This is a genomic window from Pseudonocardia sp. WMMC193, from assembly GCF_021728735.1.
GTDB lineage: Bacteria > Actinomycetota > Actinomycetes > Mycobacteriales > Pseudonocardiaceae > Pseudonocardia > Pseudonocardia oroxyli.
In genome coordinates this window covers 4,179,083-4,194,814 of record NZ_JAKKDO010000003.1, presented here as the reverse complement: position 1 = coordinate 4,194,814, position 15,732 = coordinate 4,179,083, and the positions used below count along the sequence as shown (strand labels likewise).

Annotated in this window: 17 protein-coding genes; 9 read left to right on the top strand and 8 right to left on the bottom strand. The window is 72.7% G+C overall.

The window, feature by feature from the left end; genetic code table 11:
* The 6 genes from L3X23_RS21710 to L3X23_RS21685 form a co-directional block, all read right to left on the bottom strand.
* A complete protein-coding gene (locus L3X23_RS21710; protein WP_237190202.1) occupies positions 1–849 on the bottom strand; it encodes an IS5 family transposase in 849 nt (282 codons plus the stop codon).
* 68 nt (positions 850–917) lie between these two features.
* Positions 918–2,087 (bottom strand): FAD-dependent monooxygenase, encoded by a 1,170-nt coding sequence (locus tag L3X23_RS21705; RefSeq protein ID WP_237194081.1) that lies wholly within the window; start codon positions 2,085–2,087, stop codon positions 918–920.
* 83 nt (positions 2,088–2,170) lie between these two features.
* The gene (locus tag L3X23_RS21700; protein WP_237194079.1) at positions 2,171–2,788 is read right to left on the bottom strand and encodes an ATP-dependent Clp protease proteolytic subunit; all 618 of its coding nucleotides are present in this window, start codon (positions 2,786–2,788) and stop codon (positions 2,171–2,173) included.
* Positions 2,788–3,363: a ClpP family protease gene (locus L3X23_RS21695; RefSeq protein ID WP_237198090.1), complete on the bottom strand. Its 576-nt coding sequence runs from the start codon at positions 3,361–3,363 to the stop codon at positions 2,788–2,790. The genes L3X23_RS21700 and L3X23_RS21695 overlap by 1 nt, the downstream gene beginning before the upstream one ends.
* Before the next feature lie 290 nt (positions 3,364–3,653).
* The gene (locus L3X23_RS21690; protein ID WP_237194076.1) at positions 3,654–4,298 is read right to left on the bottom strand and encodes a MerR family transcriptional regulator; all 645 of its coding nucleotides are present in this window, start codon (positions 4,296–4,298) and stop codon (positions 3,654–3,656) included.
* Positions 4,299–4,312: 14 nt separating this feature from the next.
* Positions 4,313–5,047 (bottom strand): MerR family transcriptional regulator, encoded by a 735-nt coding sequence (locus L3X23_RS21685; RefSeq protein WP_237194075.1) that lies wholly within the window; start codon positions 5,045–5,047, stop codon positions 4,313–4,315.
* 93 nt (positions 5,048–5,140) lie between these two features.
* Here L3X23_RS21685 and L3X23_RS21680 point away from each other — a divergent pair, with 93 nt between their 5' ends.
* The 9 genes from L3X23_RS21680 (at position 5,141) to L3X23_RS21640 (ending at position 13,627) form a co-directional block, all read left to right on the top strand.
* Positions 5,141–6,361 (top strand): acetyl-CoA C-acetyltransferase, encoded by a 1,221-nt coding sequence (locus L3X23_RS21680; RefSeq protein ID WP_237194074.1) that lies wholly within the window; start codon positions 5,141–5,143, stop codon positions 6,359–6,361.
* Positions 6,362–6,371: 10 nt separating this feature from the next.
* Positions 6,372–8,507 carry a 3-hydroxyacyl-CoA dehydrogenase NAD-binding domain-containing protein gene (locus L3X23_RS21675; RefSeq protein ID WP_237194073.1) on the top strand — a complete coding sequence of 712 codons (2,136 nt, stop codon included), beginning with the start codon at positions 6,372–6,374 and terminating at the stop codon, positions 8,505–8,507.
* Between the two features lie 104 nt (positions 8,508–8,611).
* Positions 8,612–9,235 carry a DedA family protein gene (locus L3X23_RS21670; RefSeq protein WP_237194072.1) on the top strand — a complete coding sequence of 208 codons (624 nt, stop codon included), beginning with the start codon at positions 8,612–8,614 and terminating at the stop codon, positions 9,233–9,235.
* A 66-nt stretch (positions 9,236–9,301) separates the two neighbouring features.
* Entirely contained in the window at positions 9,302–10,072 is a 771-nt protein-coding gene (locus L3X23_RS21665) for an ANTAR domain-containing protein (protein WP_237194071.1), read from the top strand.
* Positions 10,073–10,107: 35 nt separating this feature from the next.
* Positions 10,108–10,908, top strand: coding sequence for an ATP-binding cassette domain-containing protein (locus tag L3X23_RS21660; protein ID WP_237194069.1), 801 nt, complete (start codon positions 10,108–10,110; stop codon positions 10,906–10,908).
* The gene (locus tag L3X23_RS21655) at positions 10,905–11,549 is read left to right on the top strand and encodes a hypothetical protein (protein WP_237194067.1); all 645 of its coding nucleotides are present in this window, start codon (positions 10,905–10,907) and stop codon (positions 11,547–11,549) included. The genes L3X23_RS21660 and L3X23_RS21655 overlap by 4 nt, the downstream gene beginning before the upstream one ends.
* Before the next feature lie 94 nt (positions 11,550–11,643).
* The gene (locus L3X23_RS21650) at positions 11,644–12,006 is read left to right on the top strand and encodes a GntR family transcriptional regulator (RefSeq protein ID WP_093084726.1); all 363 of its coding nucleotides are present in this window, start codon (positions 11,644–11,646) and stop codon (positions 12,004–12,006) included.
* Positions 12,003–12,893 (top strand): ATP-binding cassette domain-containing protein, encoded by an 891-nt coding sequence (locus L3X23_RS21645; protein WP_237194065.1) that lies wholly within the window; start codon positions 12,003–12,005, stop codon positions 12,891–12,893. The genes L3X23_RS21650 and L3X23_RS21645 overlap by 4 nt, the downstream gene beginning before the upstream one ends.
* Positions 12,893–13,627 (top strand): hypothetical protein, encoded by a 735-nt coding sequence (locus tag L3X23_RS21640; protein ID WP_237194063.1) that lies wholly within the window; start codon positions 12,893–12,895, stop codon positions 13,625–13,627. Before L3X23_RS21645 ends, L3X23_RS21640 begins: the two co-directional genes overlap by 1 nt.
* 49 nt (positions 13,628–13,676) lie before the next feature.
* Here L3X23_RS21640 and L3X23_RS21635 read toward each other — a convergent pair whose 3' ends face one another.
* The gene (locus L3X23_RS21635; protein ID WP_237194061.1) at positions 13,677–14,216 is read right to left on the bottom strand and encodes a (d)CMP kinase; all 540 of its coding nucleotides are present in this window, start codon (positions 14,214–14,216) and stop codon (positions 13,677–13,679) included.
* A gap of 41 nt (positions 14,217–14,257) precedes the next feature.
* Positions 14,258–15,676: a PepSY domain-containing protein gene (locus tag L3X23_RS21630; protein ID WP_237194059.1), complete on the bottom strand. Its 1,419-nt coding sequence runs from the start codon at positions 15,674–15,676 to the stop codon at positions 14,258–14,260.
* Positions 15,677–15,732 lie beyond the last annotated feature (56 nt).

Genomic DNA, 15,732 nt, shown 5'->3' with positions numbered 1-15,732 from the left:
TCATACCGGCTTCGGCCGCGCCCTGGTGAGGTGGCGGTGGCAGATCAGGGCACAGGCCAGCGACAACAGGGCGGTGATCGTGGACTCGGCGCGGTCGTAGCGCAGCGCGAGACGGCGGAAGTCCAGCAGCCAGGACATGGTGCGCTCGACGACCCAGCGGACCCGCCCGAGCCGGGTGGAGTCCTCGATCCCGCGCCGCGCGATCCGCACCCCGATCCCACGGCGGGTCAGGTAGCGGCGACAGCGCGGATAGTCGTAGCCCTTGTCGGCGTGGAGCTTGTCCGGGCGCCGACGCGGCCGCCCCGGCCGTCTGGCGTGCTCGCGAACGCCGGGGTTGGTGTCCAACAGCGGGGCGAGCATGCGGCTGTCGTGGGTGTTCGCCCCGGTCACCAGGGCGTGCAGCGGCAGCCCGCTACGGTCGCAGAGCACGTGGTATTTGCTGCCCGCCTTGCCGCGGTCGGTCGGCGAGGGCCCCGTTAGCTCGCCGCGGCGTTTGGCCCGCACGCTCACGCTGTCCACCGCCGCGCGCGACCAGTCCAGCAGGTCCTGCTGGGCGAGGCGGTCGAGCATCACCCGGTGCAGCTCCGCCCAGACCCCGGCCTCCTGCCACTCGCGTAGCCGCCGCCAGCAGGTCACCCCGGACCCGCAGCCGAGCTCGGCGGGCAGAGCGTTCCAGCTGATCCCGGTCTTGAGCACGAACACGATCCCGGCCAGGGCAGCCCGGTCCGGCACCCGCGGCCGCCCCGTCCGTCCCCGCTTGGGCTTGCGCTGTTGCTTGGGCAGCAGTGGCTCCACCAGTGCCCACAGCTCGTCGCCGACCAATCGCTCGACACAAGATCGTCTCACCATTGCCGGACATGATCAGCTACCCGCGGCGATCCACACAGGACCGACACTCCGACTTCTGAAACGAGGTCTTACCACGCACGAGCGCGAATCGCGTAGTCGGGAAGGGCGAAGGAGTCGGCGGGCGGGGAGAAGACCCGGTCGAGGCCCAGACCGACCGCCGTGGAGGCGACCCGCAGGCCCGCGCGCAGGACCGCCGTCCCGACCCGTGTCCTCGGGTTGAGCAGGCCGGGCGCGCCGGGTGGCAGCTTCTGCGCCCGCTCGACGTAGGGGCGCAGGACCTCCTCGTACCGGCGGAGGCCGTGCCCGGGGTCCGCGCTCACCTCACCCGCCAGCACGTACGCCCCGACCAGGGCCAGGCTCGTGCTCATCCCGCTGATCGGCGAGGCGCAGTGCGCCGCGTCCCCCGCGAGCGCGACCCGGCCGCGGCTCCAGTACGGCAGCCGGGTCTGCCCCACCGCCTCGAAGTAGAAGGGCGTGTCGTCCAGGGCGTCGAGGATGCGCGGGGTCTCCCACCCGACGTCCGCGAACGTGCGACGCAGGATCGTCGTCTGGGCGGCGCGGTCGAGCTCGGCCAGCCCGCGGACGTCGGAGAGGAAGGCCAGCCCCGCGCGGACGGAGCCGAGGTTGTCCGGCCGCAGCCAGACGTTGCGCCTGCGTCCCGCGGTCAGCCAGCGCCACTGCGTGGTGTCCGTGGCGGTGCGCGGCAGGGCCAGGTAGGCGACGTACATGCCCAGCTCGCGCACGGGGTCCCCGGGGAACAGCAGGGCCCGGGTGCTCGACCGGAGCCCGTCCGCCGCGACGACCAGGTCGTACCGACCACCGCCGCCGGACGCGAGCTCCACCTCCCCGTCCTCCGTCACGGCGGCGATCCGGTCGCCGAGGACGTACTCGGTGTGCGGCGTGTGCTCGCGCAGGATCCGGGAGAGCTCCCCGCGCAGGATCTCCGCCTCCGCCGTACCGCCCGCGGTGTCGCCCTCGCCCGCGGGGAACGCGGCGACGACCCGGCCGTCGGACGCGACGAACTCGGTGCCGGTCTCGCCGGTGTGCGCGGCGAGCACGGTCTCCTCGAGCCCCATCCGCCGCAGCACCTCCCGGGCCGCACCCCGGACGTCGACGTTCTGTCCCTCGTCCCGCGTCGTCGAGGCCCGCTCGACGACGGTCGTGGTCCACCCGTACCGATCGAGCCAGTAGGCGAGCGCGGGTCCGGCGATCCCGGCCCCGGAGATCAGAGCGTCCATGCCCCGAGTCTCGGCCGCCGGGGCCGGAACCGCGCGCCGACGCGGTCGTGAGTGGCGAGTGGTGCCCTGGCACCACTCGCCACTCACAGGCGGCGGAGCCGCAGCTTCCGGGGCGTGATGATGTCGTCGACGATCCCGTACTCGCGGGCCTGTTCGGCGGTGAGGATCCGGTCCCGCTCGATGTCGGCGTGCACCTGCTCCAGGCTGCGGCCGGTGTGCGTGGCCAGCGCCTCCTCCATCTGACGACGGATGCGGGCGATCTCGGCGGCGTGGATCTCCAGGTCCGAGATCTGCCCCTGCACGACGTCCGTGGCGGGCTGGTGGATCAACACCCGCGCGTTCGGCACGGCGAGCCGCCTGCCGGGCGAGCCCGCCGCCAGCACCACCGCCGCGGCGGAGGCGGCCTGCCCCAGGCAGACGGTCTCGATCTCCGGGCGGATGAACTGCATGGTGTCGTAGATCGCCATGAGCGAGGTGAACGAGCCGCCGGGTGAGTTGATGTAGAGCGAGATCTTCCGGTCCGGGTCGGCGGACTCCAGGTAGAGCAGCTGGGCCATGACGTCGTTGGCGGAGGCGTCGTCGATCTGGACGCCGAGGAACACGATCCGCTCCTCGAACAGCTTGTTGTAGGGGTTGGACTCCTTGACCCCGTAGCTCGTCCGCTCGACGAAGGACGGCAGCGTGTAGCGCATCTCGGGCATCAGACGGCCTGCCCGGCCCGGGCGACGACGTGGTCGACGAAGCCGTACTCCAGGGCCTCCTGGGCGGTGAACCAGCGGTCCCGGTCGAAGTCGGCCAGGATCTGCTCCTGGGTCTGCCCGGTGTGCGCGGCGATCAGGCCCGCCATCTCCTCCTTGTTGCGCCGCAGCAGCTCGGCCCGGATCCGGATGTCGGTCTCCTTGCCGCCGACGCCCGCGCTCGGCTGGTGCATCAACACCTGGGTGTGCGGCAGCACGTACCGCTTGCCCGGGGTGCCCGCGGACAGCAGGACCTGACCCATCGAGGCCGCCAGGCCCATGCCGTAGGTCGCGACGTCGCACGGGATGAACCGCATGGTGTCGAGGACGGCGAGCCCGTCGTGCACCGACCCGCCGGGCGAGTTGATGTACAGCGAGATGTCCGCCTCGGGGTCCTCCGCGGCGAGCAGCAGCATCTGACCGGCGATCCGGTTCGCGATGTCGGCGTCGACCTCCTGCCCCAGGACCACGATCCGGTGGGTCAGCAGACGCTCGAAGACCGAGTCGCCGAGCCCCGGCACCGAGGCGGTCGCGCTCATCCGCGTGGGCGGCAGGGCCTGGTCCAGCGGGGTGGCCGGCATCCGGAACGGCGGGTTCGCCTTCGGGGTCGGAACGGGCACGGTGTCCTCCTGGCGCTCGACGCTCCGCCGAGATGAACCTGAAGGCGATTCCGCGGGCGGTCGCATCGCCCTGAGGTTCATCTCGACCTGGTGTGGTCGACGCTAGGACCGGTCGGCCGCCGGACGGCCCGGCTTTCACCCGGGGCGGACGGCGTTCGCCCCGGGTGAACCGGCCCGGCGGCGAGCACGAGCGGGGCGGTGCCCGCGGATCAGGGCGTCTCCCGGGGTGGGAATCGGCGGGCCGAGACGGTCTCCTGCGCGATCCGGCGCAGGGCGGCGATCAGCCGGTCGCCCAGCACGGTCCCGACCAGCGCGGTCTCCACGCGCTCCTCGACGTCCGACAGGGCGGAGACGGTGTCGAGGTCGGCCTCGGCGATCGCGGCGACGGCCTCGGCGAAGGGCTCCAGCACGGAGTCCAGGCGGGTGCCGGTGACCCGCGACATGGTGGCGACGACGTCGATCACGGCCTGGCGGGCGGGCGCGCCGGGGCGGTTCGCCCAGCCGTGCCTCACGAGCAGCTCGTCCACCCGCGCCTCCGCGGTGCGTTGTGCCTCGTCGTACGGGGCCGGTGTCGACGCCGGGTCGCCTGCCTCGATCGTCATGCCCAGGGTGTCGTGCAGCGGGACCGCGGGATCGTCGACGGCGGCGAGCGTGGCCCGCACCGCGGCGATCGACAGCCCGCCGACCTCCACGAGCGACCGCACCAGGGCCAGCCTGCGCACGTGCCGGTCGCCGTAGTCCGCCTGGTTCGGCGACGTGGTGACCTCGCCACGGGGCAGCAGGCCCTCGCGGACGTAGTACTTGATCGTCGCGACCGGGACCCCGGTCGTGCGGCTGAGCTCGGCCATGCGCATGGCCGATACTGTAACTATCGGATAGCGTCGCTGTTCACTCGTGTCGCGCGCTCCCGGATGGACCGGTTCACCGCCCGGCCGAACGCGGTCACCACCCCCTGCACCGTGATCGGCTTGAGTCGGGACAGGGCGGCGGCGAGCCTGCTGCGCTGGTCGGCGGGCCGCCCGGCGTCCCGGTAGGGCTGCAGGACCTGCTCCTGGAACAGGGCCATCAGGTCGTCCGCCAGGGCCGCGGTGTGCCGGTCGATGATCTCTCGGGAGCGGGCCCAGAACTCGACGGGCAGGTCCACGTCCAGGGGGTCCATGGCAGCGGCGAGGGCGACCTGGCCCTGCACGCGGAACCGGTCGCCGTCCAGCCGCTCGACCACGCCGTAGGCGATCAGCCGCTCCATCGCCTGCTCGTCGAGCGGTCGGCCCGCGCGCTCCTCCAGCCCGGCGCGGTCGACCTCGTCGAGCTGCTCGGGCGCCCAGGGGGTCAGCAGGGCGAGCTGCAGGGCCAGCTCCTCGGGGCCCGCGGTCGGGGGCAGGCGCTCGAGGTGGCGCTCGATCGCCGTCAGGGTGAACCCGAGCGCGCTGAGCTCGGCGACCAGCATCAGTCGGGCGACGTGGTCGGGGCCGTACAGGCCGGTGCGACCGCGCAGCCGCGGCGGGGGGAGCAGCCCGCGACCCGCGTAGTACCGGATGGTCCGGACGGAGGTGTCGGTCCGGAGGGCGAGCTGGTCGACCGTCAGGAGCTCGGGTTCGGCCATGTGATCCAGGCTAGCCGACGGCTTGCGCTATGTGACAGTCCTGCTGTAACAAAGGTGGTGACGAGGACTGTCCCCACCCACGAGAGGGTTCGCATGAGCGAGATCCCCGAGGCGTACATCTACGACGCGATCCGCACACCACGTGGCCGGGGCAAGGCGTCCGGCTCGCTGCACGAGGTCAAGCCGATCTCGCTCGTGGTCGGGCTGATCGACGAGGTGCGTGCCCGCTTCCCCGAGCTGGACCCGAACACCATCGACGACCTGGTGCTGGGCGTCGTCTCGCCCATCGGCGACCAGGGCGGCGACATCGCCAAGACCGCCGCCATCGCCGCCGGGCTGCCGGACACGGTGGCGGGCGTGCAGCTCAACCGCTTCTGCGCCTCGGGCCTGGAGGCCGTGAACACCGCGGCGCTGAAGGTGCGTTCCGGCATGGAGGAGCTGGTCCTGGCCGGCGGCGTTGAGGCCATGAGCCGCGTCCCCATGGGGTCGGACGGCGGCGCGTGGGCGATGGACCCCGACACCGCCTACACCACGGGCTTCGTGCCGCAGGGCATCGGCGCCGACCTGATCGCCACGATCGAGGGGTTCTCCCGCGAGGACGTCGACACCTTCGCGGTCGAGTCGCAGACCCGCGCGGCCAAGGCGTGGGCGAACGGCTACTTCGCCAAGTCCGTGGTCCCGGTCAAGGACCGCAACGGCCTGACCGTGCTGGACCGCGACGAGCACGTCCGCGCGGGCGCCACGCTGGAGAGCCTGGCGGGCCTGAAGCCGTCGTTCGAGATGATGGGGCAGGACGGCGGGTTCGACGCCGTCGCGCTGCAGCGCTACCACTGGGTCGAGAAGATCGACCACGTCCACCACGCGGGCAACAGCTCCGGCATCGTGGACGGCGCCGCGCTCACCCTGATCGGCACCGAGGCGGCGGGCACGGCGAACGGGCTCACCCCGCGCGCCCGCATCGTCTCCACCGCGCTGTCCGGCGCGGACCCGACGATCATGCTCACCGGTCCCGCGCCCGCCAGCCGCAAGGCGCTGGCCAAGGCCGGGCTCACGGTCGACGACATCGACCTCTTCGAGATCAACGAGGCGTTCGCCGCGGTGGCCCTGCGCTACATGCGCGACATGGGGATCTCGGCCGAGAAGACGAACGTCAACGGCGGCGCCATCGCCATGGGCCACCCGCTCGGCGCCACCGGCGCCATGATCGTCGGCACGCTGCTGGACGAGTTGGAGCGCCGCGACCTGCGGCGCGGCCTCGCCACGCTGTGCGTCGGTGGCGGCATGGGCATCGCGACCATCATCGAGCGGGTCTGAGGGGAAATCTGTGTCTGACAAGGCAGTCCGCTGGGCGAAGGACTCCGACGGCGTCGCGATCGTCACGCTCGACGATCCGAACGCGAGCGCCAACACCATGAACGACGCCTACAAGCAGGCCATGGGTGAGGTGATCACCGAGCTGGAGGCGGCGCGCGACGAGCTGACCGGCGTGGTGATCACGTCCGCCAAGAAGACCTTCTTCGCGGGCGGCAACCTCGACGACCTGTCCTCCGCGGGCCCGGACGACGGCCCGGCGGTGTTCGAGAACGTCACCGAGGTCAAGGCGCAGCTGCGCAGGCTGGAGAAGTTCGGCAAGCCCGTCGTCGCGGCGATGAACGGCACGGCGCTCGGCGGCGGCCTGGAGATCGGGCTGGCCTGTCACCACCGCGTCGGGCTGGACGCCCGCGGGGTCGTGTACGGGCTGCCGGAGGTCACCCTCGGGCTCCTCCCGGGCGGTGGCGGCGTCACCCGCATCACCCGGATGCTCGGCATCGCGAACGGCTTCATGAACGTCCTCGCGCAGGGTCAGCGGCTCAAGCCCCAGAAGGCCCTCGAGCTGGGGATCATCGACGAGCTCGCCACCTCCACGGAGGAGACGATCACGCTCGCCAAGGCCTGGATCGCGGCGAACCCGGAGGCGGCCCAGCCGTGGGACAAGCCCGGCTACAAGATCCCGGGCGGGGCGCCGTCGAACCCGAAGCTGGCCGCGATCCTCCCGGCCTTCCCGGCGAACCTGCGCAAGCAGCTCAAGGGTGCGCCGATGCCGGCGCCGCGCAACATCCTCGCCGCGGCCGTCGAGGGCGCGCAGGTGGACTTCGACACCGCCCTGCGGATCGAGGGCCGCTACTTCGTCGACCTCGTCGTCGGCCAGGTCAGCAAGAACATGACCAAGGCCTTCTTCTTCGACCTGCAGGCCATCAACGGCGGCAAGTCCCGCCCGGACGGGTACGACAAGTACACGCCGCGCAAGGTCGCCGTGCTCGGCGCCGGGATGATGGGCGCGGGCATCGCCTACGTCTGCGCGCAGGCCGGCTGGGAGGTCGTGCTCAAGGACGTCTCGCTCGAGGCGGCCGAGAAGGGCAAGGCGTACTCCGAGGGCCTGGTGGCCAAGGGCGTCAAGCGCGGGAAGGTGACGCTGGAGAAGGGTGAGGCCCTGCTCGAGAAGATCACCCCGACCGCCGACTACAACGACCTCGCCGGCTGCGACATCGTCATCGAGGCCGTGTTCGAGTCGGTGGAGCTCAAGCAGGAGGTCTTCCGCGAGGCCATGAAGGTGATCGAGCCGGACGCGCTCCTGTGCTCGAACACCTCCACGCTGCCGATCACGGAGCTCGCGGCCGGCATCGAGCGGCCCGGTGACTTCATCGGCCTGCACTTCTTCTCGCCCGTCGACAAGATGCCGCTGGTCGAGATCATCAAGGGCGAGCGGACGTCGGACGCCACGCTGGCCAAGGCCTTCGACGTGACCCTGGGCATCCGCAAGACGCCGATCGTGGTCAACGACTCGCGCGGCTTCTTCACCTCGCGGGTCATCGGGACGTTCATCAACGAGGGCGTCTCGATGCTGGCCGAGGGCATCGACCCGCAGACGATCGAGCAGGCGTCCTCGCAGGCGGGCTACCCCGCGCCGGTGCTGCAGCTGATGGACGAGCTGACGCTCACCCTGCCGCAGAAGATCCGCAAGGAGTCCCAGGCCGCCGCCGGGGACGCCTGGGTGGCCCACCCCGCGGACGCGATCGTCGACACGCTGGTCGACCTCGGCCGCACGGGCAAGTCCGGCGGCGCCGGGTTCTACGAGTACGTCGACGGCAAGCGCGTCGGGCTGTGGAAGGACCTGCGCTCGACGTTCCACGCCACCAACCACGACGTGGACCTGCACGAGCTGTCCGAGCGGATGCTGTTCATCGAGGCCATCGAGACGCAGCGCTGCTTCGACGAGGGCGTGCTGGAGACCGTGCCGGACGCGAACATCGGCTCGATCTTCGGCATCGGCTACCCGGCCTGGACCGGTGGCGTCGTGCAGTACGTCGAGGGCTACCCCGGCGGCGTCGCGGGCTTCGTGAAGCGCGCGGACGAGTTCCGCGACAAGTACGGCCCCCGCTTCGACGTGCCGAAGTCCCTCCGCGAGCGCGCCACCGCCTGATCCCCCGTGAGTGGCGATAGTCGCCATGGCGACTATCGCCACTCACGGGTCGGTCGCGTCGTCTCCTCAGGAACCTTTCAGGCGAATCGGGCAAACTGCAGCCCGTGGCCGACTGGATTTTCTCGATCGTCGACCGTCTCGGAGCCGCCGGGGTGGGGTTCCTGATCTTCCTCGAGAACGTGATCCCGCCGATCCCGTCCGAGCTGATCCTGCCGCTGGCGGGCTTCCGCGCCCGCACCGGCGCCGTCGACGCCTTCTGGGTGTGGCCCGCCGCCACCGCGGGGTCGGTACTCGGGGCCCTGGTGCTCTACGGCGTCGGGGCCTGGTTGGGCTACGAGCGCCTGCACCACCTGGCGGGGAAGAAGTGGTTCGTCCTGTCGAGCCAGAAGGACCTGGAGAAGGGCTACGCCCTCTTCGAGCGGCACGGCGGCAAGATCGTCCTGCTGGCCCGGTGCGTCCCGCTGATCCGCAGCCTGGTGTCGATCCCGGCAGGCCTGGCGAGGATGCCGCTGTGGCGCTTCACCCTGCTCACCACCCTCGGCAGCGCCGTGTGGAACGGCCTGTTCATCGGCCTCGGGTGGGTCCTGGGCGAGAACTGGGACCAGGTCGAGGGATACGTCGACCCCGTCTCGAAGGTGATGCTCGTCGTCGGCGTGCTGGTCGTGGTCTGGCTCGTCCTGCGCCGGATCCGGGCCCGCAGCGCCTATCAGGGTCAGCATCGGCGCTGACCGGGTTGCCGTCGTCGCCGGAGAAGGACACGATTCCTGGTCGGGCCGAGCGAAGGGCGGATGTGAGTGACCACCGAGCAGGAGTGGACGGAGGACCGCGACCTCTTCGTGGCCGCAGGCGGTGCGGACACCGGGCCGTTGGCGGACGAGTTCGTGCGCCTCGGGGAGAGCCTGTCGCGGGTCTCGACGGTGTCCGAGGTGCTGCACCAGGTCGTCCACGCCGCGCGGGCCGTCGTGCCGGGGGCGGACCTGGTGAGCGTGACGCTCCGGGACTCCGCGGATCTCTTCCGCACCCCCGTCGAGACCGACGCCCTGGCCACCCGGCTCGACGAGCTGCAGTACCGGTTCGACGAGGGGCCCTGCGTGGCGGCGACGCGCAAGGGTGGGCTGGGCGTGGTGCACGAGCCCGCGCTGGCCGACGCGCTGCAGTTCCCCCGGTGGGCGCCCGCCGCCCTGGAGCTGGGGGTGGGCGGGGTGCTCGCCGTCGGGCTGTTCCCGCAGGGTGAGACGCCCCGCATGGGTGCGCTGAACCTGTACTCGCTGACCCCGGGCGCGCTCGACGCGAAGGACCGGGACCTGACCCTCGTGCTGGCGGCGTACGCGTCGACCGCACTGGCGGCGACCCAGTCGTGCGAGGCGGCGGAGCTGGAGGCGGCCCAGCTGCGCGAGGCGCTGCGCAGCCGGGACGTGATCGGCCAGGCCAAGGGCATCCTCATGGAGCGGCGCGGGATCACCGCGCAGGAGGCGTTCGACATCCTGCGGCGGACCTCCCAGGACCTCAACGTGAAGCTCGCCCAGGTCGCGGAGACCCTCGCGGCCCGGCGCGGGGAGCTGTGAGCACGGCCCGCCGGGGCGTCTGACAGCCTGAGGGCGTGCTGCGGGCCGAGGGGATCCACAAGCGGTACCGACGGAACCCACCCGTGCTCGCGGGCGTGGACCTGGCCCTCGACGGGCCGGTGGTCCTGTCCGGGGCCAACGGCTCGGGCAAGTCGACGCTGCTGCGGATCGTGGCCGGGTGCACCTCCCCGACCGCCGGACGGGTGCGGGGCCGCCCCCGCGTCGTCGGGTACCTGCCGGACCGGTTCCCCGCCCAGCTCCGCATGCCGGCGGGGGTCTACCTGCGTCATCTCGCGGCGATCCGCGGCACGAGGGCCGAACCGGAGCTGCTGGACGCGCTCGGGTTCGCCGGGCCGCGCGAGGAGGCGATGGCGCGGCTGTCGAAGGGCAACGCACAGAAGGTCGGGCTCGCCCAGGCGCTCGGTGGCGACCCCGGGCTGGTGGTGCTCGACGAGCCGTGGGCGGGGTTGGACCGTGCGGCCGCGGACCGCCTGCCGGTGTTGCTGGCGCGCCTGGACGTGCCCGTGCTGGTCACCGACCACACCGGCCGCGCGGCCCGGATCCCCGGGGCGCGGCACGTACGGCTGGTCGACGGCGTGCTGACCCCGGAGTCGGTCCCAGCGCCGGCCGACGCGGACACCGGCCCGATCGCGGCGGCCGCGGTGGCGGTCGTGCTGCGCGCGGCCGACCCCGCGGCCCTGCTCGTCGAGCTCGGCCTCCCCGGCCGGGTCGACGCGGACCGGGCGTGGCTCACGCTCCCGGCCGGCGAGGTCGACGCCGTGCTGCTCGCCACGCTGCGGCGCGGTGGCTCGGTCGTGTCGGTGGGTCCGGCGTGACCTCGTTCGCCGTCGCCCGCTACCTGCTCTCCGACGTCTGGCGTGCGCAGCGGGTGCTCATCCCGATCGTGGCGCAGCTCGCGGTGCTCGCGGTGCTCTTCGGCGGCGATCCCGGCGCGCTGCCCGCCCCGTGGGCGGCCTCGTCGCTCGCGCTCTACCCGGTGGCGACCTGGCTCGCGGTGGCCGTCGCGAACACCGAGGACCCCGTGCAGCGCAGCGTGACCGTCGCCGCGGCGGGCGGGCCGGGGCCCGTCGTGCGGGGGACCGTGCTCGTGGCGTTCGCCGGGGTCGTCCTGCTCACCGCGCTGTCCGTCGGTGCGGGGTCGGTGGTGGCCCCCGGGGCGAGCGCCGCACATGTCGTCGAGGGGGTGCTGGCCCATCTCGCCGCCGGGGTGACGGGCACGGCGGTGGGCCTGCTCGTCGCGCGGCCGCTGGTCGCCCGCATCGGGTGGTCGCTGCTCATCGGGCTGATCGTGGTGCTCTGCACCGCGGTGCAGCCGTGGCTCCCGCCGGTGGGAGCGGCCGTCGCGGCGCTCGCCGACGACCGTGGGCCGAGCGCCTTCCTCGTGCCGCTCGCGGTGGCGTTCCTGCTGGTCGGAGCCGCCTCCGGGGTGGCGATCGGCGTCGCGCGCCGCCGCTGACCGGTCCCGCCGCTTGACATCGCGGGTGCAGTGGCTGCATGGTTACCTACATGAGTAACGAACCAACGGACCCGGACCGGGTGGTGCGGTCGCCGTGAGGGACGACGGGAAGCCCCTCTTCCAGCAGATCGCCGAACAGATCGAGAACTCGATCGTCGACGGCACGCTGCCGGAGGAGGGTCAGGTCCCGTCGACCAACGAGCTGGCCGCGTTCCACCGGATCAACCCGGCGACGGCGGCCAAGGGCGTGAGCCGGTTGGTCGCCGACGGGGTGCTCTACAAGCGGAGGGGGATCGGGATGTTCGTCAGCACCGGGGCGCGGACACAGCTGCTGGAGCGGCGCCGCGAGGAGTTCGCGAGGGGCTACATCGCCCCGCTGCTGGCGGAGGCCCGCAAGCTCGGCATGGACGCCGAGCAGATCAAGAAGATGATCGACGTCTGGGGGGACGACACATGACTGCCGTCAGGATGCGGGGGGTCACCAAGCGCTACGGCGACGTCACCGCGCTCGACGCCGTGAGCCTGGAGCTCCGGGAGAACACCATCCATGGTCTGCTCGGCCGCAACGGCGCGGGCAAGACCACCATCATGCAGATCCTGACCGGTCAGAACATCGAGACCGCCGGGCAGGTCGAGGTGCTGGGGGAGCACCCCTACGAGAACGCGCGGGTGCTCGACCGGGTCTGCTTCATCCGCGAGGCGCAGCGCTACCCGGACGGCTACCGGGTGCGGGACGCGCTGCGTGCCGCGGCGATCCTGTTCCCGAGCTGGGACGCGGCCTTCGCCGCCGAGCTGGTCGAGGACTTCGCCCTGCGCCCGAAGCAGGGCATCAAGAAGCTCTCCCGCGGTCAGCTCTCCGCGGTCGGAGTGATCATCGGGCTCGCGTCGAGGGCGCCGCTGACCTTCTTCGACGAGCCCTACCTCGGGCTCGACGCGGTCGCCCGGCAGCTGTTCTACGACCGGCTGCTCGCGGACTACGCGGAGCACCCGCGCACCGTGGTGCTGTCCACCCACCTGATCGACGAGGTCAGCGACCTGATCGAGCACGTCGTCGTCGTCGACCGCGGCCGGGTGGTGATCGACGAGGACGCGGACGTCCTGCGGGGTCAGGCCGTCACCGTCACCGGCCCGACGGCGGCGGTGCAGGCCTTCGCCGCGGGCTACACCGAGCTGCACCGCGAGCAGCTGGGGGGCTTCCTGCGCGTGACGCTCCAGGGTGCGGGCCCCGACCCGCGGCTGCGCGCCGAGGGCCTCGAGTTCGAGCCCGTGTCCCTGCAGCAGCTGGTCGTGCGGACGACCCAGCAGGCGCGGGGCGACCTCCACGACCGGAAGGTGGCCGTCTGATGAGTACGAGCACCCTCGCCCTCGACGCGCCCCTGCGACGCCACCGCGTCCTGGCCGCGGCGCGGATCCAGAACGTGAACAAGGGCCTCTCGCTCGGGATGCCGTGGGCGATCCTGGGGTCCGCCTTCGTGGTCAACCTCCTGATCTGGTCGCTGATCCCGGAGAGTCCGAACGAGCCGCGGATCACCGGCGGCGTCCTGTCGATCTACATCTTCGTGCTGATCGGCCAGGCCTTCACGGTCGTGCAGTGGTTCCCGTTCGCGCTCGGGCTGTCGGTGACGCGCAGGCACTTCCTGCTCGCGGCCGCGGGGCTCACGGTGGTGGAGGCGTTCGGTCAGGGGCTGGTGTTGACCCTGCTGCGCGCGGTCGAGGAGCTGACCGGCGGCTGGGGGATCGACCTGACCTTCTTCGGCGTGCCGTACCTGGTGCAGGAGAACTGGTTCCTGCAGTGGCTCGTCTACTCCGTGCCGTTCCTCGGTTTGGCGGGGCTGGGGCTGGTCTCGGGCGCGATCTTCAAGCGGTTCGGCCAGGCGGGCATGTGGGTCGCCACGCTCGTGGTGGTCCTGGCGGTCGGGCTCGGCGCGGCCCTGTTGACCTGGCGGCAGGGGTGGGGCGCGTTCGGCTCGTTCCTGGCGGGTGTCCCGCCGCTGACCGCGCTGGCGCTGGTGCCCGCGGTCCTGGCGGTGGTCCTCTGGGGCGTGACGTACCTGCTGCTGCGGCGGGCCCAGCCGTGACCGGCCGCCGGGCCCGCCCGCTGGGGGGTGGGCAGGCCCGGCCCGGTCGTCACGCTGCGGAGCCGTGCGGTGGGCACCGCAGCGTGACGTCGGGGGGCGGGTGGTGCGCGTAGAGCGCATCCTCCTGGGCGCGCCAGTCCGCCGCGTGCGGCGCGTAGCCCGACCAGTCCGACCGGGACCGCAGCCTGCGGTCCCGGTCGGACTCGGGGCACTCGAGCCAGACCGCGGTGGAGGTGAAGGGCCGCAGCGCCGCGGCCCCGGAGCCGCAGCCCTCCACCAGCACGATCGGCGCCACCGGCTGGACCCGCGCGGACCCGCGTTCCCCGCGGGCCCAGTCCCACGGCCACCAGCGCGCGGGCTCGCCGCGCCACAGCGGCGCGGCGATCCAGTCCCGGGCCAGGGGTACGGCCGCGGCCAGCCCCGACCAGCCCGGGTAGAGCTCCTCCATCGACAGCACCGGCGCACCGAGCTCGGCGCCCAGCCGCTCCGCGAGGGTGGACTTGCCCGCGCCCGAGCGGCCGTCGATCGTCACCAACCGACAGCCGCCCGGGCCGGGCGCGCGACCGGCCACCAGCTCGACGAGGCTCATCCCGCCATTGTCGTGCGCGGTAAGTGGTGCTCTGGCACCACTTACCGCGCACGGGCGGCGTAGCCGCGTGCCGCGTCGAGGGCGAGGAAGGCGACCAGGCTGATCCCGAACAGCGGGGCGAACCAGCCGATGGCCACGGCGGCCAGCACCACCAGGAAGCCGGCGGGTTGGCTGAGCAGGCGGAACCGGCCGCGCGGGACGAGCGGCGAGGGCAGCCCGCCCCGGGTGGGCCTGCGCAGCCACCACATCCGGTAGCCGAGCACGATCACCGTGACGAGCCCGACCGCGAAGGCCAGCAGCAGGAGCTGGTTCGCGATCCCGAAGAGCGTGCCCATGTGGGCGGCGATGGTCCAGGTCGTCAGCTTGGCCATGAAGGGCCAGTCGGCGAAGCGGACCACGTCGGTCACCGCGCCGGTGGTGCCGTCGACGGCGACCTTGTCGGCCTCGGTCGGCAGGCTCGCCTCGATCTCGGTGACGGTCCAGGCGGCACCGGCCGACTCGGGCGCGGCGATCTCGGTGGCGGCGGCGTCGATACCGGCCGTGCGGGCGGCGGCGAGCACGAGGTCGAACGTCGCCGGGGCCGCCACCACCGCGGGGAGCGGGGCGGCCGCGCTCCCGCCGCCGTGCCCCGCGTGCTCTCCCGCGTCCTCGGCGCCGGTGTCGAGCGCGGGCGTGGTCCACCCGAGCTCGCCGCGGATCGTCGAGATGGTCGCGCCGGCGTAGGTCGACCAGGTCAGGCCGGTGGCCGAGAGGAACAGCATGCCCAGCACCAGCCAGACTCCCAGGGCGCCGTGGCGACCCACCAGCCTGCGCCTGCCCCGGACCCCGGGCTCGGGCCGGAGGAGGTCGGCCACCCGCCGCGCACGCCTCGTGCGCCACCGGGCGACCCACAGGACGAGGCCGCCGAGGCCGACGAACCACAGCCAGGACGCCGCCAGCTCGCTGTAGATCCGGCCCGGCTCGCCGAGCAGCAGGTTCCGGTGCAGCTCGCTGAGGGTGGTGCGCAGCGGCAGCGCTCCCGAGCCGCCGTAGGTCGCGAGCTCACCCCTGACCTCGGCGGTGACGGGGTCGACGAACACCGTCCAGCGCTGCGACGGGCCCAGGTCGTCCCGGTGGAACAGCACCCGGGTGGTGGCGCCGGGCTCGGGTGCGGTGCGGACCGCGTCGAGCTCACCGCCGGGGTCGACGGCCAGCGCCGCCTCGACCTGGACGGCCAGCGGCAGCTCGGGGCCGGTCGAGGCGGTGGTGAGCTGGTCGGCGTAGACCCACTGCTCCAGCTGTGGGGCCAGCGCGTAGAGCGCGCCGGTGATCGCCGCGACCAGGATGAACGGGGCGGCGAAGAGGCCGGCGTAGAAGTGCAGGCGCCGCGCGAGCCCCTTCCACGCTCCCTTCTGAGTGGTCGGTGGCGGGGTGGGAGCGTGCGGAGGAGTGGTCTCCTCGGGTTCGGACACGATGGACACGGCGGATCTCCTGAGCTGCGGGCGACGGCGAGCGGCCGCGCGCACGGGGAAGGCGT